11 protein-coding genes are annotated in these 15,526 nt (G+C 68.5%); 6 read left to right on the top strand and 5 right to left on the bottom strand.

Annotated features, from left to right (window positions below; genetic code table 11):
• Positions 1-33 precede the first annotated feature (33 nt).
• Complete coding sequence (locus PGN16_RS14715) at positions 34-1,359, top strand: sugar MFS transporter (protein ID WP_443019643.1); 1,326 nt, start codon at positions 34-36, stop codon at positions 1,357-1,359.
• 129 nt (positions 1,360-1,488) lie between these two features.
• Here the strand turns inward: PGN16_RS14715 and PGN16_RS14710 are convergent, their stop codons facing one another.
• Complete coding sequence (locus PGN16_RS14710; RefSeq protein WP_335310120.1) at positions 1,489-2,361, bottom strand: SMP-30/gluconolactonase/LRE family protein; 873 nt, start codon at positions 2,359-2,361, stop codon at positions 1,489-1,491.
• A gap of 20 nt (positions 2,362-2,381) precedes the next feature.
• On the opposite strand from PGN16_RS14710, the gene PGN16_RS14705 reads away from it, so the two are divergent.
• Genes PGN16_RS14705 through PGN16_RS14690 form a run of 4 tightly spaced genes read left to right on the top strand, consistent with a single transcriptional unit; the run spans position 2,382 to position 5,915 of the window.
• Positions 2,382-3,350 (top strand): 2-dehydro-3-deoxygalactonokinase, encoded by a 969-nt coding sequence (locus PGN16_RS14705; protein ID WP_443019642.1) that lies wholly within the window; start codon positions 2,382-2,384, stop codon positions 3,348-3,350.
• Complete coding sequence (locus tag PGN16_RS14700) at positions 3,347-3,985, top strand: 2-dehydro-3-deoxy-6-phosphogalactonate aldolase (protein WP_335310118.1); 639 nt, start codon at positions 3,347-3,349, stop codon at positions 3,983-3,985. The genes PGN16_RS14705 and PGN16_RS14700 overlap by 4 nt, the downstream gene beginning before the upstream one ends.
• A complete protein-coding gene (gene araD1, locus PGN16_RS14695; RefSeq protein WP_335310117.1) occupies positions 3,982-4,977 on the top strand; it encodes an AraD1 family protein in 996 nt (331 codons plus the stop codon). Before PGN16_RS14700 ends, araD1 begins: the two co-directional genes overlap by 4 nt.
• Positions 4,974-5,915, top strand: coding sequence for a Gfo/Idh/MocA family protein (locus PGN16_RS14690; RefSeq protein WP_335310116.1), 942 nt, complete (start codon positions 4,974-4,976; stop codon positions 5,913-5,915). Before araD1 ends, PGN16_RS14690 begins: the two co-directional genes overlap by 4 nt.
• Before the next feature lie 119 nt (positions 5,916-6,034).
• Here the strand turns inward: PGN16_RS14690 and PGN16_RS14685 are convergent, their stop codons facing one another.
• The 3 genes from PGN16_RS14685 to PGN16_RS14675 form a co-directional block, all read right to left on the bottom strand.
• Positions 6,035-7,525, bottom strand: coding sequence for an MFS transporter (locus PGN16_RS14685; RefSeq protein WP_335310115.1), 1,491 nt, complete (start codon positions 7,523-7,525; stop codon positions 6,035-6,037).
• Between the two features lie 157 nt (positions 7,526-7,682).
• On the bottom strand, positions 7,683-9,257 hold the full coding sequence (locus PGN16_RS14680; RefSeq protein ID WP_335310114.1) for an alpha-glucosidase family protein: 1,575 nt from the start codon (positions 9,255-9,257) through the stop codon (positions 7,683-7,685).
• Complete coding sequence (locus tag PGN16_RS14675; RefSeq protein WP_443019641.1) at positions 9,254-11,050, bottom strand: alpha-amylase family glycosyl hydrolase; 1,797 nt, start codon at positions 11,048-11,050, stop codon at positions 9,254-9,256. Before PGN16_RS14675 ends, PGN16_RS14680 begins: the two co-directional genes overlap by 4 nt.
• Before the next feature lie 259 nt (positions 11,051-11,309).
• Between PGN16_RS14675 and PGN16_RS14670 the strand changes: the two genes are divergently transcribed.
• A complete protein-coding gene (locus PGN16_RS14670; protein ID WP_335310113.1) occupies positions 11,310-12,374 on the top strand; it encodes a LacI family DNA-binding transcriptional regulator in 1,065 nt (354 codons plus the stop codon).
• A 94-nt stretch (positions 12,375-12,468) separates the two neighbouring features.
• Here the strand turns inward: PGN16_RS14670 and PGN16_RS14665 are convergent, their stop codons facing one another.
• Positions 12,469-15,381 carry a TonB-dependent receptor gene (locus PGN16_RS14665; RefSeq protein ID WP_335310112.1) on the bottom strand — a complete coding sequence of 971 codons (2,913 nt, stop codon included), beginning with the start codon at positions 15,379-15,381 and terminating at the stop codon, positions 12,469-12,471.
• Positions 15,382-15,526: the final 145 nt, after the last annotated feature.

Here is a 15,526-nt window from a genome sequence, read left to right as displayed (position 1 = left end):
CCGCGCGAACATGATCAGGTTGAGGAGAGGATGATGGCCGGACCCCCCATTTCACCGGGCGCGGCGCGCGCGGGCGGCAGCACAGGCGGCGCGATGCCTAGCTACGGCCGCGCGCTGACGCTGCTCGCCAGCCTGTTCTTCATGTGGGGGTTCATCACCGTCATCAACAACACGCTGCTGCCCCACCTGCGCAGCGTGTTCGACCTGAACTACACGCAGACGACGCTGATCGAAAGCGTCTGGTTCATCGCCTATTTCTTCGCCTCGATCCCTGCCGCCAAGCTGATCGAGCGGATCGGTTACCAGAAGTCGCTGGTCGTCGGGCTGCTGATCATGGCGGCCGGCGCGCTGGGCATGGTGCTCGCCGCCAGCCTGCCGAGCTATGGCGTGACGCTGATCATGCTGTTCGTGATCGCCAGCGGCATCACGCTGCTGCAGGTCGCCGCCAACCCTTACGTCGCGGTGATCGGCCCGGCCGAGACCGCGTCGTCGCGACTCAATCTGGTGCAGGCGCTCAACTCGGCCGGCACGATGCTCGCGCCGCTGTTCGGCGCCTATCTCATTCTGGGTCGCTCGAAGGGCGGCACGGCGGCGACGGGGACGGTGCTGACCGAGGCCGAGCGGCTCGCCGACGCGCAATCGGTGGTCCTGCCGTACGTGCTGGTCGCGATCGTACTGGTCGTGCTCGCCGTCGTCATCGCGCGCTTCCCGCTGCCGGCGATGGGTTCGTCGACCAGCCGCGTCGCCAAGGAGGATCGCAAGAACCATTCGCTGTGGAAGCACCGCAATCTGGTGTTCGGCATCCCGGCGATCTTCATCTACCTGATCGCCGAGATCGGCGTCGCCAATCTGTTCGTCAACTTCGTCAGCCAGCCGCAGATCGCCAACGTCACCGCCGAACAGGCCGGGCGTTATCTGACGCTGCTGTGGGGCGGGATGATGGTCGGGCGCTTTGCGGGCTCGGCGATCATGCAGCGCATCCCGGCGGAGACGGTGCTCGCCGCCTTCTCAATCGGCGCGTTCGTCGTCATGCTCATCACCGTGTTCACGACCGGGCCGGTCGCGATGTGGGCGCTGATCTCGGTCGGGCTGTTCCACTCGATCATGTTCCCGACGATCTTCACGCTCGGCATCAAGGGGCTAGGGCCGCTGACCGAGGAAGGTTCGGGGCTGCTGATCATGGCGATCGCCGGCGGTGCGCTGGTGGTGGTGCAGGGCAAGTTGGCCGATGCTTACGGCCTGCAGCCGTCGTTCCTGCTGACCGCGGCGTGCGAGCTGTACATTCTGTTCTATGCGCTGTGGGGCGCCAAGGCGACCAACGCGCTGCCCGACGTGCCGGTCGAAGAGACGGTGCACTGAGCTTCGTCGCCCCGGACCTGATCAGGGGCCCCGCTTCTTCTTGGGGATAGGAGCGGAATCCCGGATCAAGTCCGGGATGACGACGATAGATTGGGCCGGCGGCTCCCATGAGCCGCCGGCCTTTTCGTGTCAGGCGAGCCGCGCCGGCGCGAGCGGCTGGCCGGCGACCTCGACCTCGAACGCGAACAACCCGCCCGCATCCGGCTGGTCCGCGAGCGCGGCATCGTCCAGCCCCTTGCGCGCACTCGTCGCGAAGGCAGTCTTCAGGTCCGGGCCGCCGAGCGCGATCTTGGTGATGTTGGCGGCGGGCAGTTTCACTTCCTGCCGCAGCGTGCCGTCGGGCGCATAGCAGCGCGCGCACCAGCCGCCCCACAGCCCGACCCAGACATTGCCGCCCGAATCGACCGTCACGCCGTCCGGATGCCCATCGGCCGGGTCGATCGTCGCGAACACCCGCGCCGCGCCGGTCGTACCGTCGGGCGACAGCGCGACGGCATGGATCACCCCGCCCAGCGTATCGACATGATAAAGCGTCGCGCCATCGGGCGCGAGGCCGGGACCGTTGGTGATCGCGACCGGATCGATTGCGGTGGTGGTCACCTGCTGCCCGTCCCAGCGGTGGACGCGCCCGGTGATCGCGCTCTCGCCATCATCCATCGACCCGAAATAGACCGACCCGTCCTGCGCCACGGTCGCATCGTTGAGGCGGTTGTCCGGCAGCTCCGGCTCGACATCGGCAAGATGCGAGAACTCGCCGGTGTCCGGGTCGAAGCGCGCGAGCCCGGTCTGCAATCCCGCCAGCAGCATCCCGCCCGCACCCGGCAGCACCCAGCCGACCTGCGCCGGTGCCGCCCAGGCGGCGACCTCCCCGGAACCCGGATCGTAACGGTGGACGCGCTGCTGCTTGATATCGACGAACCACAGGACCTTCTGCACCGGATCCCATGCCGGCCCCTCGCCCAGCGTCGCCGCGCCGCGCCACAACGTCCGCACTTCGGTCATTTGTCTCTCCCTTGTCCCGAATGGGTCGACGTACAGGATCGTGGACGCGGCGCACAGCCTTGACCTCCTCGCGGAAGGCCTTATGTCCTACAAATAAATGGGAGGATGACGTGTCAGGCGGCTACATCGCCATCGATTGGGGAACGACGAACCGGCGTGCGTGGCGGATGTCCGCGGCCGGCGTGGCGGAGGCGTCGCTGAAGGATGGTCGCGGCATCCTGTCGCTGACCCCCGACGAATATCCCTCCGATATCAACGCGATCCGCGCACATCTCGGCGAATTGCCGGTGATCGCGGCCGGCATGGTCGGGTCGAACCGCGGCTGGCGCGAGGTGCCCTATGTCGACGCGCCGGCCGGGCTGGAGGCGCTGGCGGCGGGCTGCGTGACGATCGACGAGGCGGCGGCGACACTGGTGCCGGGCGTCGCACTGCGCGGCGCGGCGCGCGCCGACGTGATGCGCGGCGAGGAGGTGCAGGTGCTCGGTGCGATCGCCGCCGGGCTGGCCCCTGCCGATGCCTTGTTCTGCCAGCCGGGCACCCACAACAAATGGATCGCCACCGAGGGCGGGCGCGTCACCGATATCGCCACCGCGCTGACCGGCGAGCTGTTCGCGCTGCTGCGCGGCCACGGCATCCTGTCGGGGATGCTCGATGGCACGGTAGCGGACGGCGCGGCCTTCCAGGACGGGCTGGCGCGCGGCGCAGGGGCGCGCGACCTGACGGTGGCGCTGTTCGAGGTGCGCGCGCGCGTGCTGCTCGGTCGACTCGCGCCGGACGATGCGGCGGCGTTCGCGAGCGGGGTGCTGATCGGCGCCGATGTCGGCGCGCGGGAGGACCTCGCGGGGCGCACCGTGCAGTTGCTCGCGGGCGGCGCGCTCGCCGATCTTTATGCCGCCGCGATCCGGCATGGTGGCGGCACGCCGGTGACGCTCGACAGCGAGCGCGCCTTCGCCGCCGGTATCCACCGCCTCTGGGAATTGACACGATGACCGAGACACATACGCGCTTCGACGCGGCGTTCGCCGCCGCGCCGCTCGTCGCGATCCTGCGCGGGCTGACCCCGGCCGAGGCGCCCGCGGTCGGCGATGCGCTGGTCGACGCCGGCTTCACGCTGATCGAGGTGCCACTCAACTCGCCCGATCCGTTCGACAGCATCAGGCTGTTGATCGAGCGCGTCGGCGACCGCGCGCTGATCGGGGCCGGCACGGTCTTGACCGTCGAGGACGTCGCGCGCGTGCAGGACGTCGGCGGCACGCTGATCGTCTCGCCCAACACCAACACCGACGTGATCGCGGCCACCGCAGCGCGTGGCATGATCTCGATGCCGGGTTATTTCACACCCAGCGAAGGCTTCGCCGCGCTGGCGGCCGGCGCGACCGCGCTGAAGCTGTTCCCCGCCGATGGCACCACCCCCGGCTATCTCAAGGCGCAGCGGGCAGTGCTGCCCAAGACGACCCGGATGCTCGCGGTCGGCGGGATCGTGCCCGAGAATGTCGCCGAATGGCGCGCCGCCGGGGCCGACGGCTTCGGGCTCGGCTCCAACCTCTATCGCCCCGGCAAGTCTGCCGACGCGGTCGCCGCCGAGGCGCGCCGCTATCTTTCCGCGCTCAAGGACCTCGCATGACCGATACCCGTCTGCTTCAACATCGCGGTGACGACGGGCGTCGCCGCGTCATTCTCGCCGAGGGCGACCGCGCGGTCTTCCTGACCGGCGTCGCGACGACCCGCGAGCTGGCGCTGGCGGCGATCGCCGCGGGCACGACGCTCGCCGAGGCCGCCGCGCAGCGCCGCAGCGACGAGACGGTCGACATCGCCACCGAACTGGACGCCGGGCACCTGCTCCCCGCGATCGATCATGAGGACAGCGCGCGGCTGATGCTGGCCGGCACCGGGCTGACCCATCTGGGTTCGGCGTCGGGGCGCGACGCGATGCACAAGGCGGCATCGTCGGGCGAGCACCAGACCGATTCGATGCGGATGTTCCTCGAAGGCGTCGAGGGCGGCAAGCCGGCCGAGGGCGCGGTCGGGCAGCAGCCGGAATGGTTCTACAAGGGCGACGGCCAGTCCTTGGTCGCGCCGGAGGCGCCGTTCGCGTCGCCCGCCTTCGCGCAGGACGGCGGCGAGGAGCCCGAGCTGGCCGGCATCTACCTGATCGGTGACGACGGCACGCCGTACCGGCTGGGTGTCGCGCTCGCCAACGAGTTCAGCGACCATGTGACCGAGAAGCACAATTACCTGTGGCTCGCGCATAGCAAGCTGCGGCAGGCGTCGCTCGGCGCGGAGCTGCTGCTCGGCACCCCGCCATCGGACATTCGCGGCACCAGCAAGATCGTCCGCGACGGCCAGACCTTGTGGGAAAAGCCGTTCCTGACCGGCGAGGACAATATGTCGCACCACCTCGCCAACCTCGAGCATCATCACTTCAAATATGCCGGGTTCCGCCGGCCGGGCGACGTGCACGTGCACTTCTTCGGCACCGCGACGCTGTCGGTCGCCGATGGCGTTAAGACGCAGACCGGTGACGTGTTCGAGATCGCCGCCGCGCCGTTCGCGCTCCCCTTGCGCAACACGCTGACCGATGCGGCCGACGCGCCGGTCGTGGTGCGCGCGCTGTGACCGCGCCGATCCGCCTCGCGCTGGTCGGCATGGGCAAGATCGCCCACGATCAGCACCTCCCCGCCATCGCCGCGGGCAAGAGCTTCGACCTCGTCGCGACCGTCAGCCGCAGCGGCGAGAGCGTGAACGGCCTGCCGTTCTTCCGCGACGTCTACGAACTCGCCGAGAGCGGCCTTGAGGTCGATGCGGTGTCGCTGTGCACCCCGCCGCAGGTGCGCCGCGCGATCGCGCAATTCTGCATCGAGCAGGGCTGGCACGTCTTCCTTGAGAAGCCGCCGGGCGCGACGCTGGCCGAGGTGATCGCGCTGCGCGACGCCGCGGCCGCGAAGGGCGTCAGCCTGTTCGCGAGCTGGCACTCGCGCTACGCCGACGGGGTCGAGCCCGCCCGCGCGTGGCTCGCCGAGCGCGAGGTGAAGCGCGCCAAGATCACCTGGCGCGAGGACGTGCGCGTCTGGCATCCGGGGCAGGACTGGATCTGGGAGCCGGGCGGCTTCGGCGTGTTCGATCCCGGCATCAATGCGCTGTCGATCGCGACGCGCATCCTGCCGCGCCCGTTCTTCGTCGAGACCGCCGAGCTGGACGTGCCGTCGAACCGCGCGGCGCCGATCGCGGCGCGCGTGTCGTTCCGCGACACCGCCGGCGCCGAGATCGCGATGGACCTCGACTTCCGCCAGGAAGGCCCGCAGCATTGGGATATCGAGGTCGAGACCGACGACGGCACGTTGCTGCTGTCGAAGGGCGGCTCGGTGCTGACGATCGACGGCAAGGAAGCGCTGGCGCACGACGCCGACCTGCACGGCGAATATCCGGGGCTCTACCACCGCTTCGGCGCGATCGTGCGCGCGGGCGTGTCGGACGTCGACGTCTCGCCGCTGCGCGCGGTGGCGGATGTGTTCCTGCGCGGCCGCCACATCAGCGTCGAGCCGTTCGTAGAGTAACACCGTCTTCTATCGTCGCCCCGGGCTTGACCCGGGGCCCCGCTTCTTCTTCGCGGCCATCCGTAAAGAGCGGGGCCCCGGATCAAGTCCGGGGCGACGGCTTCGAGGCAAGTGGCGCCCTACTCCCGCACTCGCCACATCGCGACTGCCGCGCCGGCCATCGTCACCGCGGCGAAAGCCATCGTCCAGATCGGCTCAGTCGGGAAGAAGTGGCGGGTGATCGACCCCATCACCGTCGCGACCAGCAATTGCGGCGTCACGACGAAGACGTTGAACAACCCCATATAGATACCGAGCTTGCGCTGCGGCAGCGCCGAGGCGAGGATCGCATAGGGCATGGCGAGGATCGTCGACCAGGCGATACCGATCCCGATCTCGCTGACCAGCAGCCATTGCGCATCGGGCATGACGAAGATGCTCGCGAACCCCGCCGCCCCGCACAGCAACCCGACGACATGCGTCCGCGCCTTGCCGATCCGCGCCGACAGCCACGGCAGCAGCACCAGCGCCGATACCGCCGCGACGCCGTTATAGGTCGCGAACAGCACGTCGACCCAGTTCGCGCCGCGCTGATACGCCGGGCTGGCAGCGTCGGGCGCGGCGAAGAACACCTGCGTCACGACCGGCGTGGTGTTGATCCACATGATGAACAGCGCCGACCAGCTGAAGAACTGCACCACCGCCAGCCGCTTCATCAGCGGCGGCATGCCTGCGAAATCGCCGACGATATGCCCGAGCAGCCCCGGCGAACGCCCCGCCCGCGCGGCGCGGATCGCGACGAGGCTCGCCGCGCCGTAACCGGCGAGCAGCGCGCCGAGCAGGTACATCTCCTTCTCCAGCCCCGCGAACGCGACCAGCACGACCACCGCCGCGCCCGCCGCGATCCACAGCAACGGGGCGGTCGCGCCCCGTGCGGCGAGCACACGGGCGGTGGTGCCGTCATCGACCTCCGCAGCGCCGTCGAACGCCGCCATCTCGGCGGGCGAATATTCGCGGGTCGTCACCACGGTCCACAGCACGCTGGCGAGCAGCGCCGCGCCGCCGAACCAGAAGGCGAATCTGACCGAATCGGGGAGCTGCCCCGGCGCGGCGACGTTCGACACGCCGGCCTGTTCGAGCAGCCACGGGAAGATCGACCCGAACACCGCCCCCGCGCCGATAAAGGCGGTCTGCACGCCGTAACCGGCGGCGTGCTGGTCGCGGTCGAGCATGTCGCCGACGAAGGCGCGGAACGGCTCCATCGAGATGTTGAGCGACGCGTCGAGCACCCACAGCATCAGCGCCGCGACAAGCAGCGCCGGGCTGAGCGGCATCACCAACAACGACAGCGCGGCGAGCACCGCTCCGGCGAGGAAATACGGTCGCCGCCGCCCGAAGCGGCCCAGCCACGTCCGGTCGCTGAAATGCCCGATCACCGGCTGGACGAGCAGCCCGGTCAGCGGCGCGGCGACCCACAATGCCGGAAGGTCGTCGAGCGAGGTGCCGAGCGACTGGAAGATGCGGCTCATGTTCGCGTTCTGGAGCGCGAAGCCGATCTGGATGCCGAAGAAGCCGAACGAGATGTTCGCCAGCCCGGCGAGCGATTGCTGGCGGCGGCGCGGGGCGGTCATGCGGCGATCCCTTTACCGGACACGTCGTCACCCCACACCCAACGCGTCACCCCGGCGAAGGCCGGGGTCCAGTGGCGGGCCGCTCGTGGGATACGGAAACATCCCCCAACTGGGCCCCGGCCTTCGCCGGGGCGACGGGTGGTAGTGGGGGCGAGCATCACATCACCCTCCCGATCAGCGCGCCGTAGCCAGCAAAGCGCGCGCCCTCGACGCCACACGCCAGCAGCACTTCGCCATACGCCAGCGTCACCTCACGCGGCTCCGGCGACAAATTCACCACGCACAACAACCGCTCGCCGTCATGCGCGCGCTCGAACGCGATCACATCGGCCGGCGCGTCCACGAACCGCAGCGTCCCCCAGCGCAACGCCGGCGCCGCGCGCCGCACCGCCAGCACGCGCCTCGTCCACTGCAACAGCGACTCAGGATCCGCCTCCTGCACATCGACCGCCATCCCTGCATGATCGCTCCCGAACGGCAGCCACGGCTCGCCGCTGGTGAAGCCATACCCCACCGCCTCCGCCGTCCACGGCATCGGCGTCCGCGCGCCGTCGCGGCTGAGCGTCAGCGGCCAGTTGGCGATCGCTTCGGGATCGCGCAGTTTCTCGAACGGCACCGCGGTCTGCGTCAGCCCCAGCTCCTCGCCCTGATAGAGGAAGATGTTACCGCGCAGCCCCGCGAGCAGCACCAGCTTGGCGCGCGCGAAGGCGTCGCGATGCTCGGGCAACGCCCAGCGCGACACCGCGCGCGGCGCATCGTGGTTCTCGAACGCCCAGCTCGGCCAGCCCTCGCCTTCCGCGCCCGGCCATTGCGACAGCGCCGCGCGCACCGCCACCGGGGTCAGGTGGTCGGCGTAGAGGAAGTCGAAGCCATAAGCGGTCTCCAGCCGCCCCGGCTGCGTATAGGCCTTCCGCACCCAGTCGCTCTCGTCGCCGCCGATCTCGGCGACCGAAAAGCGCGCGTCATATGCGTCGGTCAGCGCACGGATGCGCGCGACGAACGGCAGCATGTCTGGCTGGTCCTGGCTGTGCGTCTTCTGCTGGAAATCGAACGAGCGCGTGCGCGGCTTGTTCGACGGCGCGGCGGGCGGATTGTCGCGCAAATCGGCCGCGCCCATTGCATGGTTGATCGCGTCGAGCCGGAAGCCGTCGACGCCCCGCTCCAGCCAGAAGCGCCCGACAGCGAGCAAAGCCTCCTGCACCGCCGGGTTGCGGACGTTGAGCTGCGGCTGTTCCTTGAGGAAGGTGTGGAGATAATATTGCTGGCGGCGCGCGTCCCACGTCCACGCCGGGCCGCCGAACACCGATTGCCAGTTGTTGGGCGGGGAGCCGTCCGCTTTGGCATCCGCCCAGACGTACCAGTCGGCCTTGTCGCCGTCGCGTGCGGCGCGGCTCTGCACGAACCACGGATGCCGGTCGGAGGTGTGCGACCACACCTGATCGGTGATGACGCGCAGGCCCAGATCGTGCGCGCGCGCGATCAGCGCGTCGAAATCGGCGAGCGTCCCGAACACCGGATCGACGTCGCAATAATCGGCGACGTCATAACCGAAGTCGGCCATCGGCGAGGTGTAGAAAGGCGAAATCCAGATCGCATCGACGCCGAGCGACGCGACATGACCCAGATGCGCGGTGATCCCGCGCAGGTCGCCGACCCCGTCGCCGTTCGCATCGGCGAAGCTGCGCGGATAGATCTGGTAGACGGCGGCACCCTGCCACCACGGATAGGTCATCGTGTCGCTCCGATCGCGCAGACGGCATAGCCTAACGCAGGAAGGCGGACGCGCAACGATCCCGGCGCGGCGGTCTGCGCGGCGCAGCCCTCGCCGGCCAGCGTCGTCGCGCTGCCCGCGCCGGTCACCTCGACCAGCCGGTCGAGCGGGGCGGTGCTGGTGTTGAAGGCGAGCAGCATTTCACGCCCGGTCGCCGGATCGATGCGCGACACCGCGAGCAGCCCCGGCGTCTCCTCACGCGCGCGCAGGATCGTGCGGCCACGAGTCAGCGCCGGTTGCGCGCGCCGCACCCGCGCCAGTGTCGCGATCTGCCGGAACAACGGGTTGTCCTGCCCGAAATGCGCGGTGGCGGTGGTGGTGTCGGTGCCGAGCAGGCGATTGTCGTTGTAGCTGGCGACGCGGCTGGCGAACATGTCCTCGCGCGCATCCTGATCGCCGCCGTCGCCGGTGAAGCCCTGTTCGTCGCCCGAATAGATCGTCGGCACGCCGCGCAACGTCAGCAGCATCGCGTTGGCGAGCATCGTGCGTTTAAGCACCTCGGCGTCATCGGCCGTGGGGAACGCCTGCCGCACGAAAAACGCGAAGCGGCCGTTGTCATGGTTGCTGACGAAGGTCGGCAGCCGCTCCGCCGCCGCCGCGCCGCCCTCGTAGAGCGCATTGCCCGCGATCAGCGTCTCGAACGCATCGGTGCCGCGCGTCCCCGCGACGGTATCGAGCACCGCACGCCGGAACGCGAAGTCGAGCACCGCGGGCAGCTTGTCGACGCGCGTGTGAACCGCGAGCGGCCCGGCGTCGAGCTGGTCGGCGGCGACCTCGCCGAAGATGTGGAAATTGGGGATGCCCTTGGCGGTGGCGCGCGCCTGCATCGCGGGCACGAACGCCTGCCAGAACTCGGGATTGACGTGGCGCGCGGTGTCGATGCGGAAACCGTCGACGCCGAAGCGGTCGATCCAGCCGCCGAAGATGTCGATCATCCCCGCCATGACGCGCGGGTTCTCGGTCATCAGATCGTCGAGCCCGACGAAATCGCCCATCGTCGAATTCTCGTTACGGAACGTGGTGTTGCCGCGATTGTGATAGAGCGTGACGTCGTTGAGCCACGCCGGCGACTTGGCGCGCTCCTCGCCCTTCGGCACGTAGGGCGTATAGGCGTAGGTCGGATCGGTCAGCTTCGCGAAATTGGCCGCGGTCTGGACCTGATCGCCCGCGAAGCCGGGGTTGATCGCCGCGCCGTTCACCCCGCCGCGCCGCTGATACGGATAATCGGCGCGCGAGCGATAGGCGCAGTCGCCGCACTCGCGATAGCGGATCACGTCGGCGGTGTGGTTGACGATGATGTCCATATAGACCTTCATCCCCCGCGCGTGCGCCGCCGACACCAGCGCCGCGAAATCGGCGTCGGTGCCGAAATGCGGATCGACATGCTCGAAGTCGGTGATCCAGTAACCGTGATAGCCGGCGCTCTCCTGCCCCTTTGGCCCCTGCACCGACTTGTTGCGGAAGATCGGCCCGACCCAGATCGCTGTCGCGCCGAGCGCCGCAATATAATCAAGTCGGCGCGTCAGCCCCTTGAGGTCGCCGCCGTGATAGAAGCCCTTCGCCGTCGGATCATAGCCGGTGGCCAGGCGATCGCCGGTCAGCCCGCCGCGATCATTGGCGGGATCGCCGTTGTCGAAGCGGTCGGGGAGCGCGAAATAGATCACCTCGTCCTGCGGCAGGCGCGCGCGAAAATCCTGTCCCGCGACGGGGCGATCATCGCTCGGAGCGACGTTCGCGACCAGTGGATATACCACCGCCGTTCGCCCTGAAGAGCCGTTGAGCAACGTCGAAACGGCGTCTCGAAGGGTGTGTGCCTCAGAACCGATGCTTCGAGACGAGACTTCGACGTCGCTCAGCTTCTCCTCAGCACGAACGGCTGGATCAATAATGCTGGCGCCCATGACGGCTAGTGCGCCCGCGACGATGCTCTTCATGGCGTCTCTCTCCCGATCGCGGCGTGATGCGCAGCCGGCCTCCGCTTTGCCAAGCGCGCAGCATACGTATTCACAGCCCATGCGCTGCAGGGTAGGATGCGCCTTTCCCTCGCAAGAGCCGCCTCCGCTGTCCGACCGCGTCACCTCCTTCGACATCGCCGCCGCCGCGGGCGTCTCGCAACCGACCGTCTCGCGCGCGCTGCGCGGCGACCGCACGGTCAGCGCCGCGACGCGGCTGCGGATCGCCGCGATCGCCGAGCAGCTCGGCTACAAGGTCGACCGCGCCGCCTCGTCGCTGCGCCGCGGCGAGGCCAAGACGCTGGCGCTGCTGTTCTTCGAGGACCCGCTGCCAGACGCGACCGCGATCAACCCGTTCTTCCTGTCGATGCTCGGCTCGATCCTGAAGACCTGCGCGCTGCGCGGCTACGACCTGCTCACCTCGTTCCAGCAGCTGTCGGCGGACTGGCACAAGGATTATGAGGACAGCCGCAAGGCCGACGGGCTGATCCTGCTCGGCTATGGCGACTGGGAAACCTATCGCGTCCGGCTGGAGCAGCTGGTCGGACAGAAGACGCGCTACGTGCGCTGGGGCTCGGTGGAGCCGAACGGGCTCGGGCTGGTGCTGGGCTGCGACAATATCGGCGGCGGGCGCGACGTGGCGCGTCATTTGCTGAACCGCGGACGGAAGAGCGTCGCCTTCGTCGGCACCGCCAGCGACCATTATCCCGAGTTCCGCGACCGTTATCGCGGCCTGTGCGACGTGCTACGCGGCGCGGGGTTGCCGGTCGATCCGGGCCTGCATGTCGATGCGCTGTCGTCGGAACAGGTCGGCTATGACGCGACCCGCCGGTTGCTCGCGCGCGACATTCCCTTCGACGCGCTGTTCGCCGCCTCCGATCTGATCGCGCTGGGGGCGTTGCGCGCGCTCGACGAGGCGGGGCGGCGCGTGCCCGACGACGTCGCGGTGGCGGGGTTCGACGACATTCCCGCCGCGCGCCTGTCGCGCCCGCCGCTGACGACGGTGGCACAGGACTATGCCCGCGCCGGGGCGCTGCTGGTCGATACGCTCGTCCGCCAGATCGCGGGCGAGACGACCGAGAACGTCATGCTCCCCGCGACCCTGATGGTGCGCGCGTCGGCGTAGTCAGTCGCCCCGGACTTGATCCGGGGCCCCGCTTCTTTCTCGACGTCAACCGAAGAAGCGGGATCCCGGATCAAGTCCGGGATGACGGTTCAGATCAGAACCGGTAGGTCAGCCCCAGATAATAGTCCGTCCCATAGCGCTGATACCGTCGCACCTGCCGCGGATCGCCGTTGGTGTACTGGAAGAACTCCTGATCGGTCAGGTTCTTGGCCTGCGCGAGGATCGTCAGCCCCTGCAACGGACCGCTCTGGAATTCATAGCCGATCTGCGCGTCGAGGATCGTCTCGCCCTTCGCGGTGTTCAGCTCCGGCGTCGCCGACAGCCCGCGCACCTCGGCGAGGAAGCTCGAGCGATAGCGATAGGTCGCGCGCGCCTGGAAGCCGTTCTTCTCGAAATATGCCGTGCCGTTGAGCACCCACTTCGACAGCCCCGGCACCGTCTGAACCGTCGCGGGCGCGCTGTCGTAGCGGACCGCCGAATGCGTGTAGCTGCCGCTGCCGAACAGCCCAAAGCCGTCGAGCGCGGTGGTGAACATCCGCAGCGGCAGCGACGCGGTCGCCTCCGCGCCCATGATCTCGCCGCGACCCGAATTGGCCGGGTTCTTGAACAGACCGAACTGCGCGTTCTGCGACAGCACGATCGCCTGCTGCGCGGGCGTCAGCGACGACAGCAACGGCGAGAAGTCGTACAGCACGTTGTTGTTCGGATCGACATAGTCGGTCAGGTGCTTGAAATAGCCCGACAACGCGACATAGCCGCCGGCGCGGAAATACTTCTCGAGCGACAGGTCGATGTTGGTCGACTTGTACGGGCGCAGCTGCGCATTCCCGCCGTCCGACGAGAACGGGCTGAGCAGCGGGTCCGATCCCGAACCGACGCGACCCGGATTGATCGACACGTTCTGCGAGATGCGCTCCTGATCAAGCCGCGGCCGCACCATCGTTTGCGACGCGCCCATCTTGATGAAGCCGTTCGGGATCAGCTCGACCGAGAAGGTCGCGCTCGGCAGGACGTTGGTATATTTGTCGCCGCCCGACACGTCGGACAGCGTGACGACGCCGCCGTTGAGCCCCGCGATCCGGCCGTCCGAACTCTGGTCGGTGTGCACGACCTGCACGCCGATCGAGCCCTTCACCGCCTTGCCGCCGGCCTCGCCGTCGATAACCAGCTTGGCGTAGCCGGTCGTCACCTTCTCCTTCACGCCCCACACCTTGGCGAGCGATTCCGGACGGTTGTCGAACACCGGCGTCAGCAGCCCGAGCACGCCGCGCGGATCAAGCGTCAGCATCCGCGGTACGCCGAGGAAAGCGAGCGACACCTGCTCGTCCAGCACCACGTCGCTCGGCACTGCGATCGACTGCGTCGTGCCGCTGGCGACGGTGCAGTTGGTGCCGCCACCCGGCGGGCAGTAGAAATATGACGTGAAGCGCGCCTTCTTCTCGCGCTGCGAGTAATTGCCGCCGATTTCCCAGCCCTTGATGACGCCCAGCGCGCCCTGGAAGTCGCCGGTCAGGTTCGCGCGGAACGACTTGAGGTCGTCGCTGAACTTCGGCCGGTTCTGGAAGCCGGCCTGCACCACCGCGTTGGTGCCGTTATAGCCCCAACCGCCCGGATCGGTGATGCGGATGATGTTGGTGTCGGCGTAATCCAGCGTCGGGACGATCTGGTAGGTGCCGTTGTTCTGGCGCGTGATCGTGATCGTGTCGCGCTGCCCGGTGCCGCCATAGCCGGTGCCCGAATAGGTCTCGATCAGCTCGTCCTGCCGCGTCGCGCGCGACCAGGCCGCGTCGACGTTGAGCTGGATCGCGTCGTTCAGCCGGACATTGTTGTTCCAGCCGAGCGAGAACATGTCCGACGTGCGGTCGTTCAGGTCGTTACGCTGCACCGTATATTGCGGCGAGAACGTCGCCTTGTCGACGAAGCCGTCGGTGACGGTCACCGTGCCCGCGGTCGGCGCGACGTTGTACGCGAGCGGGAACTCGATCCCGCGCAGCTTCTGCGTTTCGTTGAAGTGCGTGTAGAGCGCGTCGAAGGTCGAATGGAACGCGTCGCTCGGCGCCCATTCGATCGTGCCGACCCCGCCATAGCGCTTGAGCATGTTCGACTGGACATACGGCTTGGCGCCGCCCAGCACGCACGGCCCCGCCGCATCGCCGGTGCAATTCTGCGAGAGGTTGTTGAGGTTGGGATAGCCCCATGCCTCGTAGCGGTCGTAATTGGTCGGCGATTCCTGCGCCGCGACGCCCAGCGCGATGCCGAGCGTGTCGTTGGCGAACTTGTCGACATAGGTGGCGGTGGCGCGATAGCCCCAGCGCTCGCCGTCCGGGTTGCGCTTGCCGATGCCGTTGAGCTGGCCGCGTGCCGAGACGATGAAAAGCCGGTCCTTCTGGTCGAGCGGCCGCAGCATCCGCAGGTCGACCGTGCCCGACACGCCCGCCGCGATCAGCGAGGCGTCCGCGGACTTGTAGACGTTGACGTTGCTGAAGAATTCCGACGGGTACTGGTCGAACTCGACGCCGCGGTTGTCGCCGACCGTCACCTGCTCGCGACCGTTGAGCAAGGTGGTCGAGAAGTCGGGGCCGAGCCCGCGGATCGACAGGCTCTGGTCACGCCCTTCGACGCGCTGCGCGGTGACGCCCGGCAGCCGCGCGAGCGAGTCGGCGATCGACACGTCGGGCAACTTGCCGACGTCCTCGGCCGAGACCGAGTCGACGATCAGCGTCGAGCGGCGCTTGATGTCCGCCGACTTGGCGAGGCTGGCGCGGATGCCGGTGACGACGATCTCGTCCGCACCGGTCGCGGTCGGATCGGGATTGGCGTTGGCATCGGGGGTCGGGTCAGCGGCGGGCGCGGGTTGCGTCGCGGTGACCTTGGCAGTCGGATTGCCGGTCGGCGCGTCCGCCTGCGGCGTCGCTTCTTGCGCCAGTGCGGGCGTGGCGACCAGCAGCGCGAGCGCGCTGGCGCCGGCCCAGCGGCGCGCTGCGGGCGTAAGTGACGGACGCTTCATGTGGAAATCCTCCCCTGCTCCCGGCATCCGCGTTGATGCGGACGATCCTCGGGTGTCATGGGAGCCGACTAGGCCCGCACCGGCCCTGCCGCCAAGAAAGCCACATACGTATTCAGCGTTATGCTGGCCGCTCAACCGTCATCCC

The organism is Sphingomonas phyllosphaerae (genome assembly GCF_036946485.1).
Taxonomy (GTDB): Bacteria; Pseudomonadota; Alphaproteobacteria; order Sphingomonadales; family Sphingomonadaceae; genus Sphingomonas; species Sphingomonas phyllosphaerae_E.
Note: the sequence above shows the minus strand (reverse complement) of the source record. Positions and strands in the feature narration are given on the sequence as shown.